Source organism: Curtobacterium aurantiacum (assembly GCF_018598555.1).
Classification (GTDB): Bacteria; Actinomycetota; Actinomycetes; order Actinomycetales; family Microbacteriaceae; genus Curtobacterium; species Curtobacterium aurantiacum.
Genome location: NZ_JAHEWN010000008.1, coordinates 80,780 through 99,295, shown reverse-complemented (window position 1 = coordinate 99,295; position 18,516 = coordinate 80,780). Strand labels below are relative to the sequence as shown.

Sequence of the window (18,516 nt, the reverse complement as noted above, 5' to 3'; positions counted from 1 at the left end):
CGCTCGGCGTCGGCGGCGCGGGTGGACCGGCACGGCGTCAGAACACGCGTCGATCGACACGTGGACTGTCGCAACGGTGGTGCGAGGCCGGAGCGACCGCAGCGACCGGAGCGACCCGGAGCGACCGGTGCGACCGGACTACGCGACCGTGGCCAGGGCGAACGGCAGCACGGCGGAGGCCCCGGCGCGCCGGAGCTCCCGGCCGGCGACGGTCATCGTCCACCGGCTGTCGACCAGGTCGTCGACGAGCAGCACCGGCCCCTCGTGCGACTGCAGGGCAGCGGCGAGCGACGGATCGACCACGAAGGTGTCCCACACGCCGGACAACCGGTAGGCACTGTTCGTCGCACCGTCGCCACGAGGGGTCCCGCCGGCACGGCCGAGGGTGCCGAGGAACTGCAACCGCCCGATGGTGGACAGCGCCTGGGCGAGGGACCCCACGAGCTCGGGCCGTGACCGTGACGACATCGCCACGATGCCGGTCGGCCGGGTCTCCCACGGCCAGTCCTTGAGCGCCCGGACACAGCCGTCGACGAGCTCGCGCGAGATCGGGGCATCGGGGGTGGACGGCGAGAACAGTGCACGCAGGGGACCGCCCCAGCCGAGGTCGGTCAGACGCGCCACCGCACGGCCCGGCTGTACGAGCTCGTCTGCGCCGATCTTGCCCCGCACCGAGACCCCGAGCGACGACATGCCCGAGGGCCACTGGGCACGCGGGGCGATCTCGACACCGACCTTGTCGAGTGCGGCCGCGGCACCGGATGAATCGGTGTCGGACACGGCGGTCGGGAACCACGAGCCGGCGCAGTTGTCGCACCGGCCGCAGGGCTCGGCCGAGGGGTCGTCGAGGTCCTGCTGCAGCAGCTGCATGCGGCAGGCCGAGGTGGACTCGTAGTCGAGCATCGACGCGGCCTCGGCAGCGCGGGCCGCGGCGACCCGCTCGTACCGGGGCGCGTCGTACTCCCACGGCTGCCCGGTCGACACCCAGCCGCCGGTGACCCGTCGGACGGCGCCGTCGACGTCGAGCACCTTGAGCAGGAGTTCGAGGGTGGAGCGCTTGATGTCGACCAGACCCTCGAGCGCGACGGTCGACATCGCCGAGTCGGTGGACAGGGCCCCGAGCACGGCGGCGGCGCGGGCCTCGGTCGGCATCGAGGCGCTGGCGAAGTACTGCCAGATCTCGCGGTCCTCGCGCCCGGGCAGGAGCAGGACGTCGGCGTTGTCGGTCGCACGACCCGCACGACCGATCTGCTGGTAGTAGGCGACGGGGGACGACGGAGCGCCCACGTGCACGACGAACCCGAGGTCGGGCTTGTCGAACCCCATGCCGAGCGCGCTCGTGGCGACCAGGGCCTTCAGCTCGTTGCCCTTGAGCTGCTGTTCGAGCTGTTCGCGCTCGTCGGTGTCGGTGCGCCCCGTGTAGGCGCGGACGGCGTACCCGTTGTCGCGCAGCAGGCGGGCGATGTCCTCGGCCGCCGAGACGGTGAGCGTGTAGATGATGCCGCTGCCGGGCAGGTCGCCGAGGTGGGCGAGGAGCCACCCGAGCCGCTGCCGGGCGTCGGGCAGGGTCAGCACGCCGAGGCGCAGGGACTTGCGGGCGAGGGACCCGCGGATCGTGAACACCGGGTCGGCCGGACCGGCGGTCAGCTGTTCGGCGACGTCCTCGACCACGCGCTCGTTCGCCGTCGCGGTGGTGGCCAGGACGGGGACGCCGTAGGGGAGCGACCGGATGAGCTCGGCCAGCCGGCGGTAGTCCGGACGGAAGTCGTGGCCCCAGTCCGAGATGCAGTGCGCTTCGTCGACCACGAGCATGCCCATCCGGGCGATCAGGGTGGGCATCTGCTCGTCGCGGAACTTCGGGTTGTTCAGGCGCTCGGGGGAGACGAGCAGCACATCGACCTCGTCACGGGCGAGGGCTGCCTGGGTCTCGCCCCACTCGTGGGCGTTCGCGGAGTTGATCGACACCGCACGGACACCGGCCCGCGCGGCGGCGGCGACCTGGTCGCGCATCAGTGCGAGCAGCGGCGACACCAGGACGGTCGGGCCGCCCCCGCGTCGGCGCAGCAGCAGCGTCGCGAGGAAGTACACCGCCGACTTGCCCCACCCGGTGCGCTGCACGACCAGGGCGCGCTGCCGGTGCTCGACCAGCGCGGAGATGGCCTCGAGCTGGCCGGGGTGGAACACCGCGTCGGGGCGCCCCGTGAGCGCAGCGAGCGCCTGCTGCGCCTCGGCGGCGATGTCTGCAGAAGGCGGGGCGGTGGTTTCCATGCCCCCATGCTGTCAGCACCGACCGACGGAACGCAGGCACCTCCCTCGCAGGCTCGGTCGGCGCGCCCCGCGCAACGCTTCGCGTCGCCGCTGAGCGGAGCGCGCCACGCTGTGGAGAAGCGCCCTACTGGTACGTGACCAACGACGGCGTCGGCTGCACGTCCTGCATCGTCTGCGCGGGCGTCAGCATGGGCGTGTCCTCGTCGTAGAAGTTCTTCCAGCCCCAGTGCAACCCCTCCGGCGCGCCCTGGTGCAGCGCCTTCCACGTCGCCTGCTTGTCCGGCTGCGACCCCTGCCCGTCGACGTGCACGAGCATGTCGAGCTCCGGGTGGGTCTGCAGTGCGGAGCGGTCCTGGATCATCGACAGCCGGAACTGGTGCAGCACCAGGGCCTTCGGCGGCAGCCCCTCCTTCTTCACCAGTGCAGCCAGCCACGAGGAGACCTCGTTCACCTCGGACGCCGACACGCTGCCGATCTGCTCGAGCGGCACCTGGTCCTTCCTGAGCCGCCACTCCGGGTCGAGCGCCAGCCAGACGCCGGGCTTCTTCAGCAGCGACTCGTACTTCTTGGCCTGCGACAGGAAGTCCGACCGGCCGGGCTGCAGGTCGATGATGACCGGCATGTCCGCGTCGTGGGCGGCGTCGACGTAGGGCTCGAGCGTCGACACCGGCAGCTCGGTCGAGTAGTCGCCGTCGGCTCCGGCGTCCCCGGCGGCGACGGTCGCGATGACCTCCATCGCGGGCGTCACGAGCTCGTCGGACTCGGCACGGTACGGCTTCGCGACCTGCTCGGCCCGCTGCACGGTCTCCTTCGGCCCCTGTTCGCCGAGCACGCCCAGCGCCGGCGCCCCGGGAGCCCCGTACAGCGCGACGTACCGGTGCCCGTCGAACGGTCGCTGACCGCCGTTCCGCAGCTGGAACCCGCCCTCGGCTGCCCGGACCGTCCACTCCGGGTCCGGCAGCGCGTCGAACGCCGCACCGACCAGGACGGTCGGGTGCTTCGCCCGCTCGTGCAGCGCCGTCACCACGTCGGGTGCGGCAGCCGGGTCCGTCACGCCCTCCGGCATGGTCACCACCCGCGCGCCGGCGGCCTTCGCGGTCGCCACGGCAGCGGCATCGGCACGCGCGTCCGCCACCACCACGGTCGCCTGCCGGGAGGCCCGGGTCGACTCCGGCGCGTCACCGCCGTCCGGCGCCTGCCGCTTTTCGACGTCCGTGTCGAGCGACACGTCGCCCTCGGCCTGGTACCAGTCGGCACCGAGCCGGTCGAGCTCGCGGGCGACGGCGGCGCCCTTGTTCTTTGCGGTCAGCAGCACCGGGACGTGGGCGCTCGCCGCAGCCTTGCTCGCCGCGCTGATGCCCTCGGTGTCGCCGGCCCGGGCGACGACCGCCCCGGGAGCACTCGCGAACAGGGCCTTGCTGACACGGACGGACCGGGCTGCGGCATCCGCAGCATCGGCCACCGTGACGGTGTCGGCCGAGGCCTTCGCCAGCGTCGGGCGGCTCGTGTCCGGTCCGCTCGACGTACACCCGGCGGCTCCGAGCAGCAGCCCGGAGACCGCGATCGCGACCAGGAGACGAGCGGTGGAACGAGAACGCATCGGGCCACCCTACGAGCCAGACGGAGAGGTCCCTGGGAATCCGACGGGTGTCGTCTCGTAGAAGGGAGGCATGCCCCACCACCCCGACGACCGCCCGCTCATCGGACGGGTCCGGTCGCCCGAGGTGCACTGCATGACGCTCAACGTGCGTCGCCGCGTGCCGCGACAGCCGACCCACTCTGACGCCTGGGAGCGTCGCCGCGACGCCGTCCTCGCGCTCGTCACCTCCGAAGCGCCCACCGTCCTCGCCGTCCAGGAGGCCCTCCCCACCCAGGCGGACGACCTCACCGCTGGCCTCGGGTCGGGTTGGGAGCCCGTGCTGGCCGGACGGGGAGCGCGTGGCGGTGGTGAGCAGGTCGGCCTGTTCCTCGACCGCTCCCGCCTCGACGTCGTCGAGCGCCGCACCTGGGCGCTCTCCCGCACACCCCACCGCCCCGGCTCGCGGTCGTGGGCGACGTCCTTCCCCCGGCACGCCGTCGGAGCCGTCGTCGACGACCGCGCGACCGGCATCCGGTTCCTGGCGATCGCCACCCACCTCGACGTCGCCTCGCCGTGGGCCCGTCTGCGGTCCGCCGAACTGCTCGGCCGGATCGTCCGGCAGCGCGGACTGCCCGCCGCGGTCATGGCCGACTGGAACAGCCCCGCCGGTTCCGCACCATGGCGAGCCCTGGCGGAGGCGGGGGTCGAGGACAGCTGGGGGCGGGCCTCCAGGCAGGTGGGTGAGCCCTACGGGACCTACCCGCACTACGGGAGTCCGCGTGTCGGTGGCCGGCGGATCGACGGGGTGCTCGTGACGTCCGAGGCGGAGGTGGACCGCGTCGCGGTCGACGTGCGACGGCCGGGCGGCGTGTGGCCGTCCGACCACGCCGCCGTGCACGCGGTCGTGCGGTGGGCGTCGTGATCCGGGCGCTCGGACCGACGTTCCTGCGGCCGCGGTTCCTGGTGGCCGACGTGGTGCGGGCGCTGACGCTCGTGAGCGTCGTCGTGGCGAGCGTCGGGTGGGGCGGGACGGCGTTCCCGGTCATGGCGCTGGCGCTGCTCGGGGTCGTCGTGCCGCGGATGCTCGGGCTGCGGCCCGCCTTCGACCTGGCGGTGTGCGTGCTCGTGCTCGTCGCCGGGTGGTCGAGCGTGCTCGAGTGGTACACGTCCGTCTTCCTGTGGGACAAGTTCATGCACGTCGTGCTGACGGGGCTGCTCGCGGCGGTGCTGTACGTCATCGGCGCCGACCTGCGTGCGGTGCCGGCGCCGCACGCCGAGCGCCGGGTGGTCGTCGCGGTGCTCGCGCTGTGTGCGGGACTCGCGGTCGGGGCCGTCTGGGAGATGGGGGAGTGGCTCGGGCACAACTTCGTCGACTCGAAGATCTTCGTGGGGTACGACGACACGGTCGGGGACCTGGCTGCGGACGGGTCCGGTGGGTTGCTCGTCGGGCTCGGGTTGCCGTGGTTGGCGGCGCGGCGCGAGGTGGTGTGGCCGGGCTGAGCGTGTCGTTCGGGTCGCGTTGCTCCGACTCGCCGTGGCACGGAGGGGGTCTGACGTCCGCTATGCTGGACCGGTCGCTCGCGCTCCGGTCGGACGTGGGCGAGGATCCTCCGGGATCCTGAGTTCTCCGGAACTCGCGGGCTGTGGCGCAGCTTGGTAGCGCACTTGACTGGGGGTCAAGGGGTCGCAGGTTCAAATCCTGTCAGCCCGACCGAAGGGGCGAGTTAGCAATCGTCTTAAGATCTGTTTAGAACGAAGAAGCCCACCGAGATTTCGGTGGGCTTCTTCGTTTTGTACGGGCTCGTGCTGGGGCGCGCGGAACTTATCGTTGCTGTTTCGGGTTCGCGCGGAGCGCGTTCCCGGTTCTAGGCGCGACAAGGATCGCCACGTGCACGTGCACGTGCACGTGCATGTGGCCACGGCCACTGCCACGGCGTCGCCCTCGATGTCGCGCTCGCTGTCGCCCTTGGCGGCACATCTGGTACGCCGTTACAACTGCAACTGCTCTTGCGCGGGGCCAGCTTGAGAAGTTCGGTGATCAGTCGTGTGCTCGACGTCAGCGAGCCGGTCGGCACCGCCAAAGGGATGGGAGTTCCTCCCAGCCAGCTACCTGGACGCTGAGGTAGGTCTCGCCTACGTCCGCTTCTTGACCGCGCGCGTAGTGCGTTGCGCCGTGCGAGCTGCTTTCTCTGCGGCTTTCTGCTGTCTGAGTTCGAAGTCGGGTGCGCCGCCGGGGAGAGTGCCCGTGTAGGTGTTTGCGAATTCGCGGTCTCGTCGCTTCTGAATGGGGACGTTGCGCGGCGTTTTGCCGGCCTTCTCGCGTGCTTCTTCTCGCTCAAGTTTGCGGACGAAGTCGCAGATCATGCGGATGTTCATGGCAGCCAGGAGGAACGTCATGAAGATCTGAGCGGCCGCGAAGCCTCGGACTCGGCGACGGGAGTCGTCATGGAGGCTGCCGTACCTGGTGCTCTTCGCCATGGAGTTTCCGCCCTCCGAGAGGTTGCGGGCATAGCCGTGGAAGTTGCGCCATTCCTTGGACTTGTAACGCAGCGCTTGCTGGACCGGGGGCATGTCGTCCTGCGTGAAGAGCACGGAGTGCTGGCGGCGGATCTCGGGGAGGTCGTCGCCGATCGGGAATCCGTCTTCGGTGGGGTTGACTTCGTCGAGCGTGCGCTTCTTCGCTTCGGAGACGCGCCGGCTGATTTGCTTCAGGGGGCAGATGATGGTGGGGCTGTCGCCGGAGGCGGGGCACATCATCGGAACGCGGCCCTGCTCGTCGGGTCGAGCCTTCGGACCTACCAAACTCCACGCGACTACGTCGCCGCCATTCGAAGCGCCTTCCCCGAGAGCCCGGACGTTCTCGCACTTTGCGACCGCGCAGAAGAACACATCAACAACTGTGCGTCCAGCGACGAGGACGAAGACGAGCTGCCCGCTGAGAGCTCGGGATTGGCGGCGCCGGCTCGACCTGTTTCCAATGAGATCTCCAGCCAGCGCGATCCATTCGAGGACGTCGCCGCCGGCCACTGAGCGACAGCGTCGACGCCGAGGCGCACCTGATCGTGCGTCCGGAGTCTGGTGCGCAATCGCATTGGGCGCGGCACGGTCGACCGTGTCGGACCACATGGCTAGCGTTGGGACAACGGATGAACGCCCGCTGCGGCGCAGAGGAGATTGCGAGCAGGTTATGAGGGACACCATCGGCGCGGGCCGTCAAGACCGATCACTGCTGATGCGCCGCGGGAGGGTTGCGCCTGATGACTACACCGACTGAAGTCCAAGTCGCAGAGTCGACTGAGCCAGCCGAGCTCATCGACCCGCGGGCACAACTCGCCGAGTGGGCGAACGCCAACGACGAGTGGGTGCGCCTGCTTGTAGCCGAAGTGATCGCCACCGGACGCCCGGTCGGAACCTCCGTGGTCGACAAGGCCTACCTGCTGTTCCGACAGGAGAAAGCGCTCGACAAGCGGGAGCTTCCAGCCGTTCCACTGCTCAACATCGAGGCTCGCCAGGACGAGTCGGCACCGCCCATGTCGCTGACCCGGCTCTCCGAGGTACGTGGTGTCAACGCGCTGGTGGCGGGTGTAGTGATCGAGCCCCACGAGGGCCTGACGATCCTCTACGGGGAGAACGGAACCGGTAAGACGGGCTACTCCCGCATCTTCAAGGCTCTGGCCAACAGCCGTACCGCCGACACAATCCTCGGCAACATCGATGCCGACACCTCGGAAGCACAGTCCGCCAAGCTTGAGTTCAAGCTCGGCGACGACGCTCAGGCTCTGATCTGGGCGGGCGAACTGGGGGTGTCGCCGTTCACGCGCATGTCGATCTTTGACAGTCCCGCCGTGCGCACCCACGTCGACGAGGACCTTGACTACGTTTACACCCCGGCCTCACTGGCCCTGTTCAACGACGTTACGACTGCGATCCAGGCAGTAGCAGCTCAGATTGATGCGGCGATCTCTGGGCTTGGTTCGAGCGGCTCGGCACTGCTCTCCAGCTTCCAGCGCGGATCGACCATCTATCCGCTGATCGAGACCCTCGGTGCTTCCACTGAGCTTGCCGACCTCAAGGCCAAGGCCAAGAGCGGGGATGACGTCGATCAAGAGCTCGATGCTCTGACCCAGGGCGTTGCGGCTCTGCGCGCCAACACCATGGGTGCCCAGATAACCGGCCTCAAGAGCGAGCAGCGAGTTCTGTCAGAGGCAGCGACCGCGGCCGAAGCTCTGCTGGGCTTCGAGCAGGCCAAGTACAACGACGCACTGGCAACGCGCGCGCAGCTCACGACCGATTTCGAGACCTTCCGCCGCGAGCTTTTCGCCGCCGCGGACCTGCCTGCTGAGCCCGACGACACCTGGAACGACTTCATCGAGGCCGGCGAGACGTACCGCCAGCATCTCGTCGAGGTTGAGGCGCATGATGCAGACCGCTGCCTCTATTGCCGCCAGCCTCTGCTCGATCCGGCGCGTGATCTGCTCACTCGCTACTCGACGTACCTTGAGGACAAGATCTCAGCCGACATCCGTACAACCGACACCACGCTCGATGGCTACAGGAGGCAAGCTGCCGCGCTCCAAGGCAACGAGATGGCGTCGTTCATTCAGCAATACAAGGACGCCGATCCAAGCGAGCGCCCAACCTACTTCACTCAGGTTGAAGCGATCGAAGGCGCACGAAGCACCGCCGCCACGGCAGTGGCCGCCAGACAACCAGCCAGCATCGAGATCGCCGATCTCGTGGCCAAGGCTCGCGCCGAGGTCGACACTGCGCTGACCACCGTGGGCAACAGCATCACGGACCTGGAAACCTTGCAGAAGGGCCGAACCGAGGCGCTGGCTGAGAGGCAAGCAGAGCTACTCGAACTCAAGGACGCCATCGAGTTGGGTAAGTCCTGGGCGGTGATCGAGACGCAGGTCAAAAGCGCCAAGGAGGCCGATCGCCTCAAGACGCTCAAGCGCCCGCTGCCTGGCCTCGGCCGCTCCGTGACCGCGCTCGCCAAGACCGCCAGCGATCAGCTGATCAACCGGAGCTTCGATGCGCTGTTCCTCGAGGAGTGCGAAGCCCTCCGTACCCCGTCCCTCAAGGTCCAGTTCGTCGGGCGAGAGGGCAAGGCGCAGCGCCGCAAGGTGCTGAGCGGTAAGCACAAGCCGTCCAAGGTGCTGTCTGAGGGCGAACAGAAAGTCTTAGCGCTCGCAGATTTCCTCGCCGAGGCTCGCCTCGCAGGCATCACGGCGCCTGTCATCTTCGACGACCCTGTATCAAGCCTCGACCACCGTCGGATCAAGGAAGTTGCCCAGCGTATCGCCCGCCTGGCCGACGACAACCAGGTCATCGTCTTCACCCACGACATCCTGTTCGCCACGACGCTCCTCGCCCTGTTCGAGAAGTCGAAGCGGTGCGCCTACTTCCAGATCACTGACGAGAGCGGCAAGGGCAAGGTGTCCCGCGCCACAGGACCGCGCATCGACTCCTTGAACGCGATCAAGGGGCGGATCAACAGCACCATCCAAGCCGCCAAGCAGTTGGACGGCGAAGCCCGGGATGCGCTGGTCCACACCGGCTACAGCCATCTTCGTTCCTGGTGCGAGGTCTTTACGGAGGACGAGCTACTCAAGGGCGTGACCCGCCGATATCAGGCCAACGTCCAGATGACGACGCTCGGCAACATCAACGTCGACAAGCTCGGCGAGATCATCCCAAAGGTCAGCGAGATCTTCGAAGAAGCCTGCCGGTACATCGACGCGCACTCCCAAGCCCTCATCACTCAGGGTGTCAGCCCTACTCTCGCCGGACTCGAACAACACTGGGCCGAGCTTCAGGAGCTCAAGAAGCTGAACGAAGGCAAAGCGGCGTGAGCCTGTTGATAGTCATGTAGCGGGAGGTCCGCCCTGATTCCCGGAAGGTGCGCTTGCGACAGATACGCCGCCGCACGACGCAGCACCTCGACTTCCTGCTCGAGGAGACGGTTGCGCTGACGCAACTCGCGGATCTCAGCATCTCGACCACCAAGCAGCGGCGCACCGGTGTCAACGGCTGTCTTCTTGGCGCGCGAGCGGGGAGCCACTTCGTGAGCGTCATCCGGTGGACCCCGAAGTCGCCAGCGATGCGCTTGATCGACACGCTGGGCTCGCGGTTCTCCGCGACACGCACCACGTCATCGCGGAACTCCTTCGGATAGGGCTTGGGCACGATCGCATCCTCCAGGCCCACCGTCCCGGGCAAGCCAGATCAGATGTCACCTATCCGTGCAGCAGACCCCGATCGAGGACACCCAGAGGGGTCAACGCAGCGGTGCGACGAGCAGCGGCCCGGACTTGAATGCTTGGTCTTCGACCGCTCTGATGGTTCTGCCTACCAGACGTTGCAGCACCTGTCGGTTCGGTTCCGTGACTGTGAAGGTGGGTCGACCGCGACCCCCATTGGCGACCCGTGTCCAGTCGGCGCCGAACCCTCGGAGGAGTTCGCGAAGGTCGTCAATGTCGACTTTGTTCTCGCTTTGAGCAATGATCGGAATCAGGCTTTCGGGTGAGGTGCCTGCGGTCTGTAGGGCAAGGATGAGGTTGGCCGGCAAGCTCCAACCATGTTCCTGCAGCGCGCGCGAGATCTCTTCCGCGTGTCGGGGCTTGGCTGCGCTCAACCAGTCGGGGAGGGCCTTGACTACCGCCTGCTTCGTTTCGTACGGGACCGCAGGACTCCGGAGCGCGGGAGCAACACGCTCGGTCGCCAGGATCCCGGGGATGATGAACGACGCGAGTTCCTTCGACTTCGCCATGGTCGCCTCGAGTGTGGCCCAGTCGGTCATCAGTCGCGGCTCGAAGGTTGCGGCGGCGTCCGGGAGAAGCTTATTGACCAGGAGGCGGGCGACGAGGTCCCCGGACTCTGGCTGAACGTCAGCGGGCGCGAGCGGACCGGGCTTCAGACTTTTCGCGAGTGCGACACGAAGTGCGGTTGATGGAATTGCCGTTGCCGCGTTGATGAGCTCGATCGCGAGCGCCGACCGCTCTGCTGGATCTTGTTCCAGACCGTCGATGACGACTCGACGCCGTCCGAAGATTCGCCCAAGATGATGGTCGAGGCCGTGCTCGTCGATGTAGCCGCGCACGTTCGTGTAAGTCGGAGGGATGCGTCGATGGTGGGCCAGCGCGGGCCATGAGTTTTCGGGCACAGCGGCCAGCGAGTCGACAGTGAAGGTCCGCGGCGTGGACGCGACAATCCGATCAAGTTGCTCGGCGCTAGCCATCGGAGAGAGAGCTGTCAGGACGGCGATGAAGTTCTGGCTGCTCGTGACCGCGCCGATCTCTCGGCGGCGACTGTGGGCCATGTCAAGGTAGGTGTCGAGGTTGTCCGACACGTAGCCGTAGAGATCTTCGTCGGCTCGAAGGGTGTCAAGACCGATTGGGCCCTCAGAGTGCAGGAGACGAAGGTTCTGAGGAGTGAGCGGGAACATGCGGAGCCGAAGCGCCTCGCGGCGGGCTGCCTTGGATAGTGGCTTCAGAGTTGTCAACCGAATGTGAGCGCGGTCAATCAGTGTCAGTACCGTGCGTGCGGCGGTCGCATTTGATGGATGCGTGATGGAGGACATAGAGCCGTAAGCGTCGCTGATGACCGCGGCGGTGTGCTCATCGGGGCCCGCTGTCTCGACGGAAGCGTTCGCGAGGACGATGTTGAGGAATGGAATGCGGTCCTCGGTGCGGATCGACTGCGATCTCGCTACGAAGTTCAAAGCGTTCGACCACTCCGGCGTCATCAGTGCGAGAAGCCGATCGGGTTGCTGTCCTTCGCGGATGTATGTTTCCAAAAAGTCAAGTTCGGCGTCCTGCGCTCGAGCGAGGCGACGGGCAACGGTGCGAGCCGCGCCCTCGCGATGCTCGATCAAGTAGTTGACGATGCTGACATTGAAAACGCTCGGGTCGGTGAAGAACTCTGCCGTATCGCTGTCGGTGGCGTCCTGCTCGGTGAGGATCTGTCGCACGTCTTCAGGTAGAAGCGAGAAAGATGCGTCTGGCTCGCCGGGCTCGATGCTGCGGCGGATGTACTCCATCGCATCCTGGCTGACGTGACCGCCGTAGAACCTGGAGGAGTACAACGCGAAGTGTGAATCGATGAAACCACGACGAACGAGCTCCTTTGCGAGTTCAGACTCAAGAATGGTGTCGACGGCAGTTCGGAAACTGATCGGGCCGAGGTCATTGGCGCCCGCGGGTACCATTTTGAGCGCGTTGAGGTCGACTGTGAGATCGTCGCGGGCGATGAGTTGCTCCCAGGTGTGGTGGTGGAGAAACTCCAGGTCCGCTTCCGCGACGCGGGACTGCTCAAGTGTCTCGTCATTGACTCCCGCGTCGGGGTCGACGTTCAGTCCCAGACGGCTCCTCAGCTGGTCCGCGGTGAACTGCAGGTCAATCGTCCAATTCGTTCTCGTATTCCGGAGAGTCACCTTCTGTGGTGTTCCAGAGGCGAGCTCCCTCCATGCGGCTGGATCGAGCATGGTATCGGTGGTCAGCGGGCCGACCGACTCGACTGTCGTTGTGTAGCGGCCGCTGTCGATTTCGGCCGATGAGGTGAGGTCGTCGATGAACGCTTCGTACTTCTGTGCGAGGCGTCCGATCACCCTGGCCTGCGGCCCATTCCGTTGCCGATTTCGTGAGTTGTTGATAACCGTCGTCTGTTTGCGGGCGTTTTGTCGAACGAGTTCCCGCCACACCGCGTACAAGGTGTCGAGACTGCTTGCCTTTTTCTGAATGGCCTCGAAGTCGGACGCGTGCGTGTTCTTGAAAACTACGATCGCGAACACGAGGTCGTCGTCAATTCCCGGCAAGCGCTCCGGAGTGAGGATCAGACGGCGACGGTACACCTCGAACTCGTTCCTCAGATTGCGGATTAGACGCATGTCGGGGACGTGGCGGGCGGCGACGCGGATCAGTGCGGGATTTATGGTGAAGTTGGGGCTGGTCATCGTGTCGGTCATGACATCTCGTGCGTTGTCGCCGCTAACGAACGGCACGATTGGAATCATGACATCAAAGAACTTTGTCCGGCTTGCGTGTTCCAGTGTTGCCACGGCCCGGTCTTGTGAATCGGAACGCGCTTCGTTCTGTGTTTCGGTCGGAGGGGCGCTGGCGCCGATCGTTTCGAAGACACTGTCCCGGATTGCATACACGAAAACTATGCGCCTGCCGATTTGTTCGGACTCGTTGAGCAAGTTGTTCAACGCTCGAAACGTGTCGAATACTCGCGCTTCATCGAAGCGGTCGATGTCCTCGATGGCGACGATGTCGCGTTTACTAGATTCGAAGAAGTATACGATCTCATCGAGGTACTCATCAAAGTAGTTCGAGGTGCGAGAGAGATTGACAGTGGCGGGACCGGCTCGGAGTGCGGCATCAAGATGCGGCCGGGCTTGGGCGACGCGGAAGACGATCCAGGTTGCGCCGATGCAGAGCGCTGCGAGGACGCCACGTGCTACGGCGGCTGCGAGGATACTGTCCGCCGGCGCGAGCATCGCCGCCAGCGTGCTGACCAGGCCGAGAATCTCGGCGATGAGGAAAATGACACCGCCGACGACGGTCGCTTTTAGGGAGTCGAGCAGGTGCGGCTGCACTGTTGCGCGTCGGAAGCGGGAGCGAGGGACCCGCTGAGGAGCGAGCCGGTACAGCAGTTGCTTGACAATCTCTTTCTGAATCAGATTTGATCTGGCGGAGACTGTTGGCTCGTCGCTTTCATCGGAAAGGTCAGGAGCGATCGTGGACAGCGAGATGCTGATGATGCGGCCGTTGTGGTCGACTCGGAGCTTTTCGAGGACGCTGCTCTTGCCCGAGCCGTACGGCCCCGTGAGCGCAATGTTCCGGCTGGACGGAAGGTTGATCGCATGTAGAAGCAAGTCGTAGTACAGCTTGTGGTGCTGCGGTTCATAAGTGGCAGAGAGGGTTGAGAGCGCCGGAACTTCGTGATCCGTTCCGGACGCAATCGTGGTCGGAGTCGAAGGGGTTGCCGCGTCTACCACAGTGACAGATTACCGGCAGACTCGGACATTGAAGCTTCAGAGCGTGCTGAACCGACTCGTCGAATGGAGAGCGGGGTTGCGAGCCGCGGGGACCCTGGTGCAGAGGTGCGCGCGCGTCAGGCGTTTCAGAGGATGACGAGAGCGGCGCTTAAGGCGCGATCTCCAGGATGGCGCATCGGTCACGGCTTGGCCAGCTAGGACGTTCTGCAGCTTGCACCTAGATTTGAGAGAGGCGTGTGTAGATGCTTGAGTGGTTCGCTGATCTCGTCGGATCAGATGACTCGAACCTTCCCGAGGCCTTCGCGGCAACGGAGGAAGGACCCGTTTTGATCGGCCCAAAGAGCTGGCCGTCTCAACCACGACTGCACCGCTCACATGCCACTTGTCGATTGCGCCGAAACTCGGATGCTCCTCGAGTTCATGCTTCACTGATTCCATCTGCGCTTGCGCTTGCGCTTGCGCTTGCGCTTGCGCTTGCGCTTGCGCTTGCGCCTGCGCGGCGGCTACGGCCGCTCGTTCTCCATGAGCTGGCCGTCCATCTGGCTCGAGTAGAAGGCACACACGAGCATCGAGCCAGGGACTGGGCTGGTGAAAGGTCTGCCCGGATAGGAGAGCCTGGCGCGACAGGTGCATGTAGTTGAGTCGCGGTGAGTGGGCGACGGCTCTGAGTGCTACTTGCGGCGACGGTGAGTCCCTGGACGGTGGTGCGGAGCGCGGATGCGAGCCTGGTGGGTCGAGAATGCGACGTGCGTTGAGCGTGCGTCAGGAGTGCGAGGCAGCGCGCCGTTGGGGCTGGCGCGATCGTTCTGCGTCCTCGGGGCGGCGCTGTTGCGGCAGCAGTGCGTCGCGAGTGCGGTAGACCTGCCGGGGTCGCGCGTCGAAACGGCCTGATGTCGATGCTCCGGCATGATTGAGCGATGATCACCGTCGTCCCGGACACGAACGCGCTCTTCGGGCACGAGTGGATGACGTCGGTCGCGGGCCTGAACCTCGTCGATCTCGTGAAATCGGGCAAATGCCGGGTGGTGCTACCTCGGGTCGTCGTTGACGAACTCGATCGGCAGGATCGCAAGACCCTCAAGTCGAAGCGTGACAAGGCCAAGGTGGTGCTGAGCGAGGTCGGAGATGACATCAGCGCGACCGCGATCGACGAGGCGTTCGACCGCCTCGGAGCGAAGACGGATGCTTCGCGCGATAGGTTGCTCGCAACGAGCGGCGTGAGCGTGACCTCAGTCCCAGAGGACCGCACTCGGGCGCTCGTGGATCGCGATCTCGCAGCGCGCCGCCCGTTCATGGAGACCCTCGGCGGCAAGAAGTCCTACGGCTTCCGCGACGCCGTGATCTGGGAGATCGTCCTGGACGTAATGGAAGAGGACGAGGACGAGGACGCGACCGTAGACCCGGTGTTCTTTGTATCCGCGGACAAGGGGTTCATCGACGACGACGCTCCGAAGGAGTTGCATCGCCACCTGCTCGAGGATCTCGACGCACGAGGTATCGCCCGAGATCGCCTGGTACTGGTCGAGAAGGTTGCGAACGTCGTCGAAGACGTTCGTGCGGCGGTCGCCGAAGCCGAGGCACGGGCAGCCGAGGCGCTAGCCGCTTCGACGCCACCTGATGACGAGGCACATCGGTTGGCGTCTCTGCTTCGCGGGTACGCGTTCGACGCTTCTCGTCGAGCCGAGCTGGTCCGCGTGGCTACAGAAGCTCTCGACGAGCTGGTTGGTCAGCCGATGGACGAACAACTGACCTACGGCGGCGACTACGGGCTGCCGGACTGGGTGCAGTTCGAGCTTCCCGAGATCGGAGGGGACCTCTCCATCTACGGATACGACCTCGATTCCGACTTCGAGTTCGATGCACCGGCCGGCGACACCGTTACAGGCCGGGCGGACGTGGTCCTCTCGATCGAAGCTGGGGACCTGTTCGGCGAGTCCGACGAGGTCCGAGCGCGACTCACCGTCGACATCGACATCGAGGACCCCGATGCTTTCGAGGTCACGTACATCGTCCTCGAGGACAGCCCCAGCCCGCGGCGACCGGCTGATCCGACGAGCGTGCAGCTCGACTTCGAGCTCGAGACAGATCTCGGAGATCCTCGTGACGCTGTCTGACCTCGCCACAGACGCGGTCGCAGTGCTGACCGGCGCCCGCTGGTCGATCACGGATGCACCGGCGTACGTGCCAGCGAGACCGGGCCTCTACGCGATCTACGGTGACGACCAGGCACACCGAGAGCTGAGCCTTCACGACGACGCAGCGGCCCGCACCGCGCCGGACGTCCCGCTCTACATCGGCAAGGCCGAGGAGAGCTTCGTGTCACGGGATCTGAAGGATCACTTCGCCGCGGTGCCCGGGAGCACAGCACGAACTGGCGGGTCGACCGTGCGTAGGTCCTTCGCGGCGCTGCTTCGGAAGAGCCTCGACCTGCAGGGTGTGCCGAGGAACCTCGAGCATCCGGGGTACTTCAGCGCGTACTCGCTGGCAGGCGACGGAGACGCGCGGCTCACCACCTGGATGCACGAGCGGCTGACGCTGGGGGTTTGGGCGGTGCCCGCCACGATGCAGGTCAAGCTCGCAGACGTCGAGACCGAGCTGATCCGCCACTTCACGCCCGTGATCAACCTCGACAAGAACCCGAACAAGCTCGTGCGGCTGAAGGTCGCGCGGAAGGCGATGGCAGCCGAGGCGGCAGCGTGGCGGCTCTCGCAGAGCTGAGGGTCACCACCACGCGCCGGCGTAGGTGGGCTTGTACACGGGGAACCCATCGTCGCCGCGGCCCTCGAAGAGGAACTCCGCGTCGACGAGGGCATGGAGCCATCTCCCGATCGTCTTGTACATACCGGCGCCGAGGCGGATGCGGTGCTTGTAGAGCGTGTCTGCGACCGTCTTGGTGGTGAAGATCTCCTGCTCCTTGATGGCGACGTGGAAGAAGTACGCGACGCACTTCCACTGCTCCAGGTTGTCGGGCGTCCCAAGGTCTCGCTGCGCGCGACCCTCGACGAATGCAGCGATCAGCGGCATCGCTGGGTGCTCGCTGCCCCAGCGGGCCGGCGTGTCCAGCGCAGCGCGAATCTCGTCAGCCTGCTGCTCGCGGCGCTCCTTCGCCTTGCGGAGCCGGTCCTCCCTCGTAGCCTGCTGGGCTTCGGCACGCTCGCGGGCGAGCTCCTGCTGCCGGGCGTAAAGACGGCGCTGCTCGTCGTTGTGCGCATCGAGGGCGGTCGCGTTCCGGATCAGCTCGTTGATCCGGTCGGACGTCAGAGCAGGCTCCCGCTGCGGGGCGCCGAGTCGGAACGAGGTCAGGTCGTGCATCTCTAAGGAACTGCCGTCTGCACCACCGAGGACTGGCACGCGCTCTCCTGGGATGTAGCCGCCGAGCTCGGCCGAGAACACTCCGCGGCGCGCGATGGTGATCGCCAGTTGCTCGGTGGTCGGGTTGACGAATAATAGCGGTGCACCGGTAGCAGCCACAGCCGCGAGTGCAGGGTTCGTCTTCAGGTGTCCGTCATCGTCGAGCTTCAGGTGGTTCGTGGTGTGGCCGAAGATCCACACGTCTCGGACCTCTCTGGCCTCGTAGCGGCGGTGTCGCTCTGTCCAGGCGTCGTTGGTGAGCGGCGAGTACTGCACCTCGAACGCAACACGGAGCCGCGACGGATGGGTGATCAGCACGTCTGCGCGGCTCTCGCCTTCGGGGCTGGTGTACTCCTCGCGCTTGGCGTGGCAGAGCGGGTACTTCGTCGCAAGCCACGCCTGGATGAGTGCACACCCCTGGGAGTGGAAGAGTGACTCGAGGCTATGGCCGCCGGTGCTGCCGAGGTGCCGCAGATGATCGCGCTTGACGGTGCTGTGGACCGTCGTGAGCTTCGACGCGCATCCGGCTACAGGGCAGACGACGTGGTCGTTGACGTACTGGTGCTGCGCGTGTGCCTGGTCTTCTTCGAGGTAGAACGCTGCGCCGACGCTCCTGTCGAGGCCCCAGAGGAACCGGTCATCGCCCTGGGTCTGGAAGGCGGCCAACTGCACAGCGTGATCGAATGCGAACGGCGACGTGGTCACGAGTCGCACGTTAGTGAGAACGTGCGACATCGTCACCTTCGCGGATCACTGAGCGGTGGCGTATGGGAAGTATGTTGCACTGCTGGGAGTGCGCTGGCGTGACCGCTCTTGGCGCCGCGCCCAGAAGCTGGCTGCTCTTATTGCTGCCTTCGCGCGCGAAGTGTCGGGCGTGGTCGACGTCCGTCGGCGGGTCGACGAGAATGAAGGAGGCAGGCAGGGAATGCCCAGGTCAGGAGTGAGTTGCGCCTCATGCCAGTCGCGCCAGAGGATAGACGATGTCTTGCTGAAGGATAGGCCGCTTGATCGCCCTGTAGGACTCCGCACCGCTACAGGCTCCGGAGAGTTCTTAAGACAGCCCACCGAAACGTGTCTGACACGACGACAGAAGCCCACCGAGGATCTCGGTGGGCTTTTTCGTTCCTGTGTCTGTCGTGGGGTCGTCCGCATAGGGCTGCCTCATTGCGACGTTCAGCGGACCACCTATGTGCGACACGAGTCTTCTCACGGGTCATCCGGTTCGAGTCCGAGTCCGAGTTGGATACCGAGGTCCGTGGGAGGACCGGCTACCGGGCAGAGGTTTTTGCCGACCTGTCGGTCGCTCGGCTCACCGTTG

Annotated in this window: 11 protein-coding genes and 1 tRNA gene; 7 read left to right on the top strand and 5 right to left on the bottom strand. The window is 66.0% G+C overall.

Annotated elements, in window-relative coordinates:
* Positions 1-138: 138 nt before the first annotated feature.
* Together KK087_RS09115 and KK087_RS09110 are read right to left on the bottom strand one after the other, a co-directional pair.
* Complete coding sequence (locus KK087_RS09115; protein WP_214564915.1) at positions 139-2,268, bottom strand: RecQ family ATP-dependent DNA helicase; 2,130 nt, start codon at positions 2,266-2,268, stop codon at positions 139-141.
* 124 nt (positions 2,269-2,392) lie between these two features.
* Positions 2,393-3,868, bottom strand: coding sequence for a hypothetical protein (locus KK087_RS09110; RefSeq protein ID WP_214564914.1), 1,476 nt, complete (start codon positions 3,866-3,868; stop codon positions 2,393-2,395).
* A gap of 70 nt (positions 3,869-3,938) precedes the next feature.
* On the opposite strand from KK087_RS09110, the gene KK087_RS09105 reads away from it, so the two are divergent.
* The 3 genes from KK087_RS09105 (at position 3,939) to KK087_RS09095 (ending at position 5,558) form a co-directional block, all read left to right on the top strand.
* Positions 3,939-4,769: an endonuclease/exonuclease/phosphatase family protein gene (locus tag KK087_RS09105; RefSeq protein WP_214564913.1), complete on the top strand. Its 831-nt coding sequence runs from the start codon at positions 3,939-3,941 to the stop codon at positions 4,767-4,769.
* Positions 4,757-5,347, top strand: coding sequence for a DUF2238 domain-containing protein (locus KK087_RS09100; protein ID WP_214564912.1), 591 nt, complete (start codon positions 4,757-4,759; stop codon positions 5,345-5,347). The genes KK087_RS09105 and KK087_RS09100 overlap by 13 nt, the downstream gene beginning before the upstream one ends.
* Before the next feature lie 137 nt (positions 5,348-5,484).
* Positions 5,485-5,558, top strand: a tRNA-Pro gene (locus tag KK087_RS09095).
* 422 nt (positions 5,559-5,980) lie between these two features.
* Here the strand turns inward: KK087_RS09095 and KK087_RS09090 are convergent.
* Entirely contained in the window at positions 5,981-6,874 is an 894-nt protein-coding gene (locus KK087_RS09090; RefSeq protein ID WP_214564911.1) for a hypothetical protein, read from the bottom strand.
* A 230-nt stretch (positions 6,875-7,104) separates the two neighbouring features.
* Between KK087_RS09090 and KK087_RS09085 the strand changes: the two genes are divergently transcribed.
* Together KK087_RS09085 and KK087_RS09080 are read left to right on the top strand one after the other, a co-directional pair.
* Entirely contained in the window at positions 7,105-9,702 is a 2,598-nt protein-coding gene (locus KK087_RS09085) for an AAA family ATPase (protein WP_214564910.1), read from the top strand.
* Between the two features lie 53 nt (positions 9,703-9,755).
* Complete coding sequence (locus KK087_RS09080) at positions 9,756-10,025, top strand: hypothetical protein (protein WP_214564909.1); 270 nt, start codon at positions 9,756-9,758, stop codon at positions 10,023-10,025.
* Positions 10,026-10,127: 102 nt separating this feature from the next.
* On the opposite strand, the gene KK087_RS09075 is transcribed toward KK087_RS09080, so the two are convergent.
* Positions 10,128-13,847 carry a YobI family P-loop NTPase gene (locus tag KK087_RS09075; RefSeq protein ID WP_214564908.1) on the bottom strand — a complete coding sequence of 1,240 codons (3,720 nt, stop codon included), beginning with the start codon at positions 13,845-13,847 and terminating at the stop codon, positions 10,128-10,130.
* 917 nt (positions 13,848-14,764) lie between these two features.
* On the opposite strand from KK087_RS09075, the gene KK087_RS09070 reads away from it, so the two are divergent.
* Both KK087_RS09070 and KK087_RS09065 read left to right on the top strand, forming a co-directional pair.
* Positions 14,765-15,961 (top strand): PIN domain-containing protein, encoded by a 1,197-nt coding sequence (locus KK087_RS09070; protein ID WP_214564907.1) that lies wholly within the window; start codon positions 14,765-14,767, stop codon positions 15,959-15,961.
* Positions 15,962-15,983: 22 nt separating this feature from the next.
* A complete protein-coding gene (locus KK087_RS09065) occupies positions 15,984-16,565 on the top strand; it encodes a GIY-YIG nuclease family protein (RefSeq protein ID WP_214564906.1) in 582 nt (193 codons plus the stop codon).
* Positions 16,566-16,568: 3 nt separating this feature from the next.
* Here KK087_RS09065 and KK087_RS09060 read toward each other — a convergent pair whose 3' ends face one another.
* Positions 16,569-17,903: a cell envelope integrity TolA family protein gene (locus KK087_RS09060; RefSeq protein WP_214564905.1), complete on the bottom strand. Its 1,335-nt coding sequence runs from the start codon at positions 17,901-17,903 to the stop codon at positions 16,569-16,571.
* Positions 17,904-18,516: the final 613 nt, after the last annotated feature.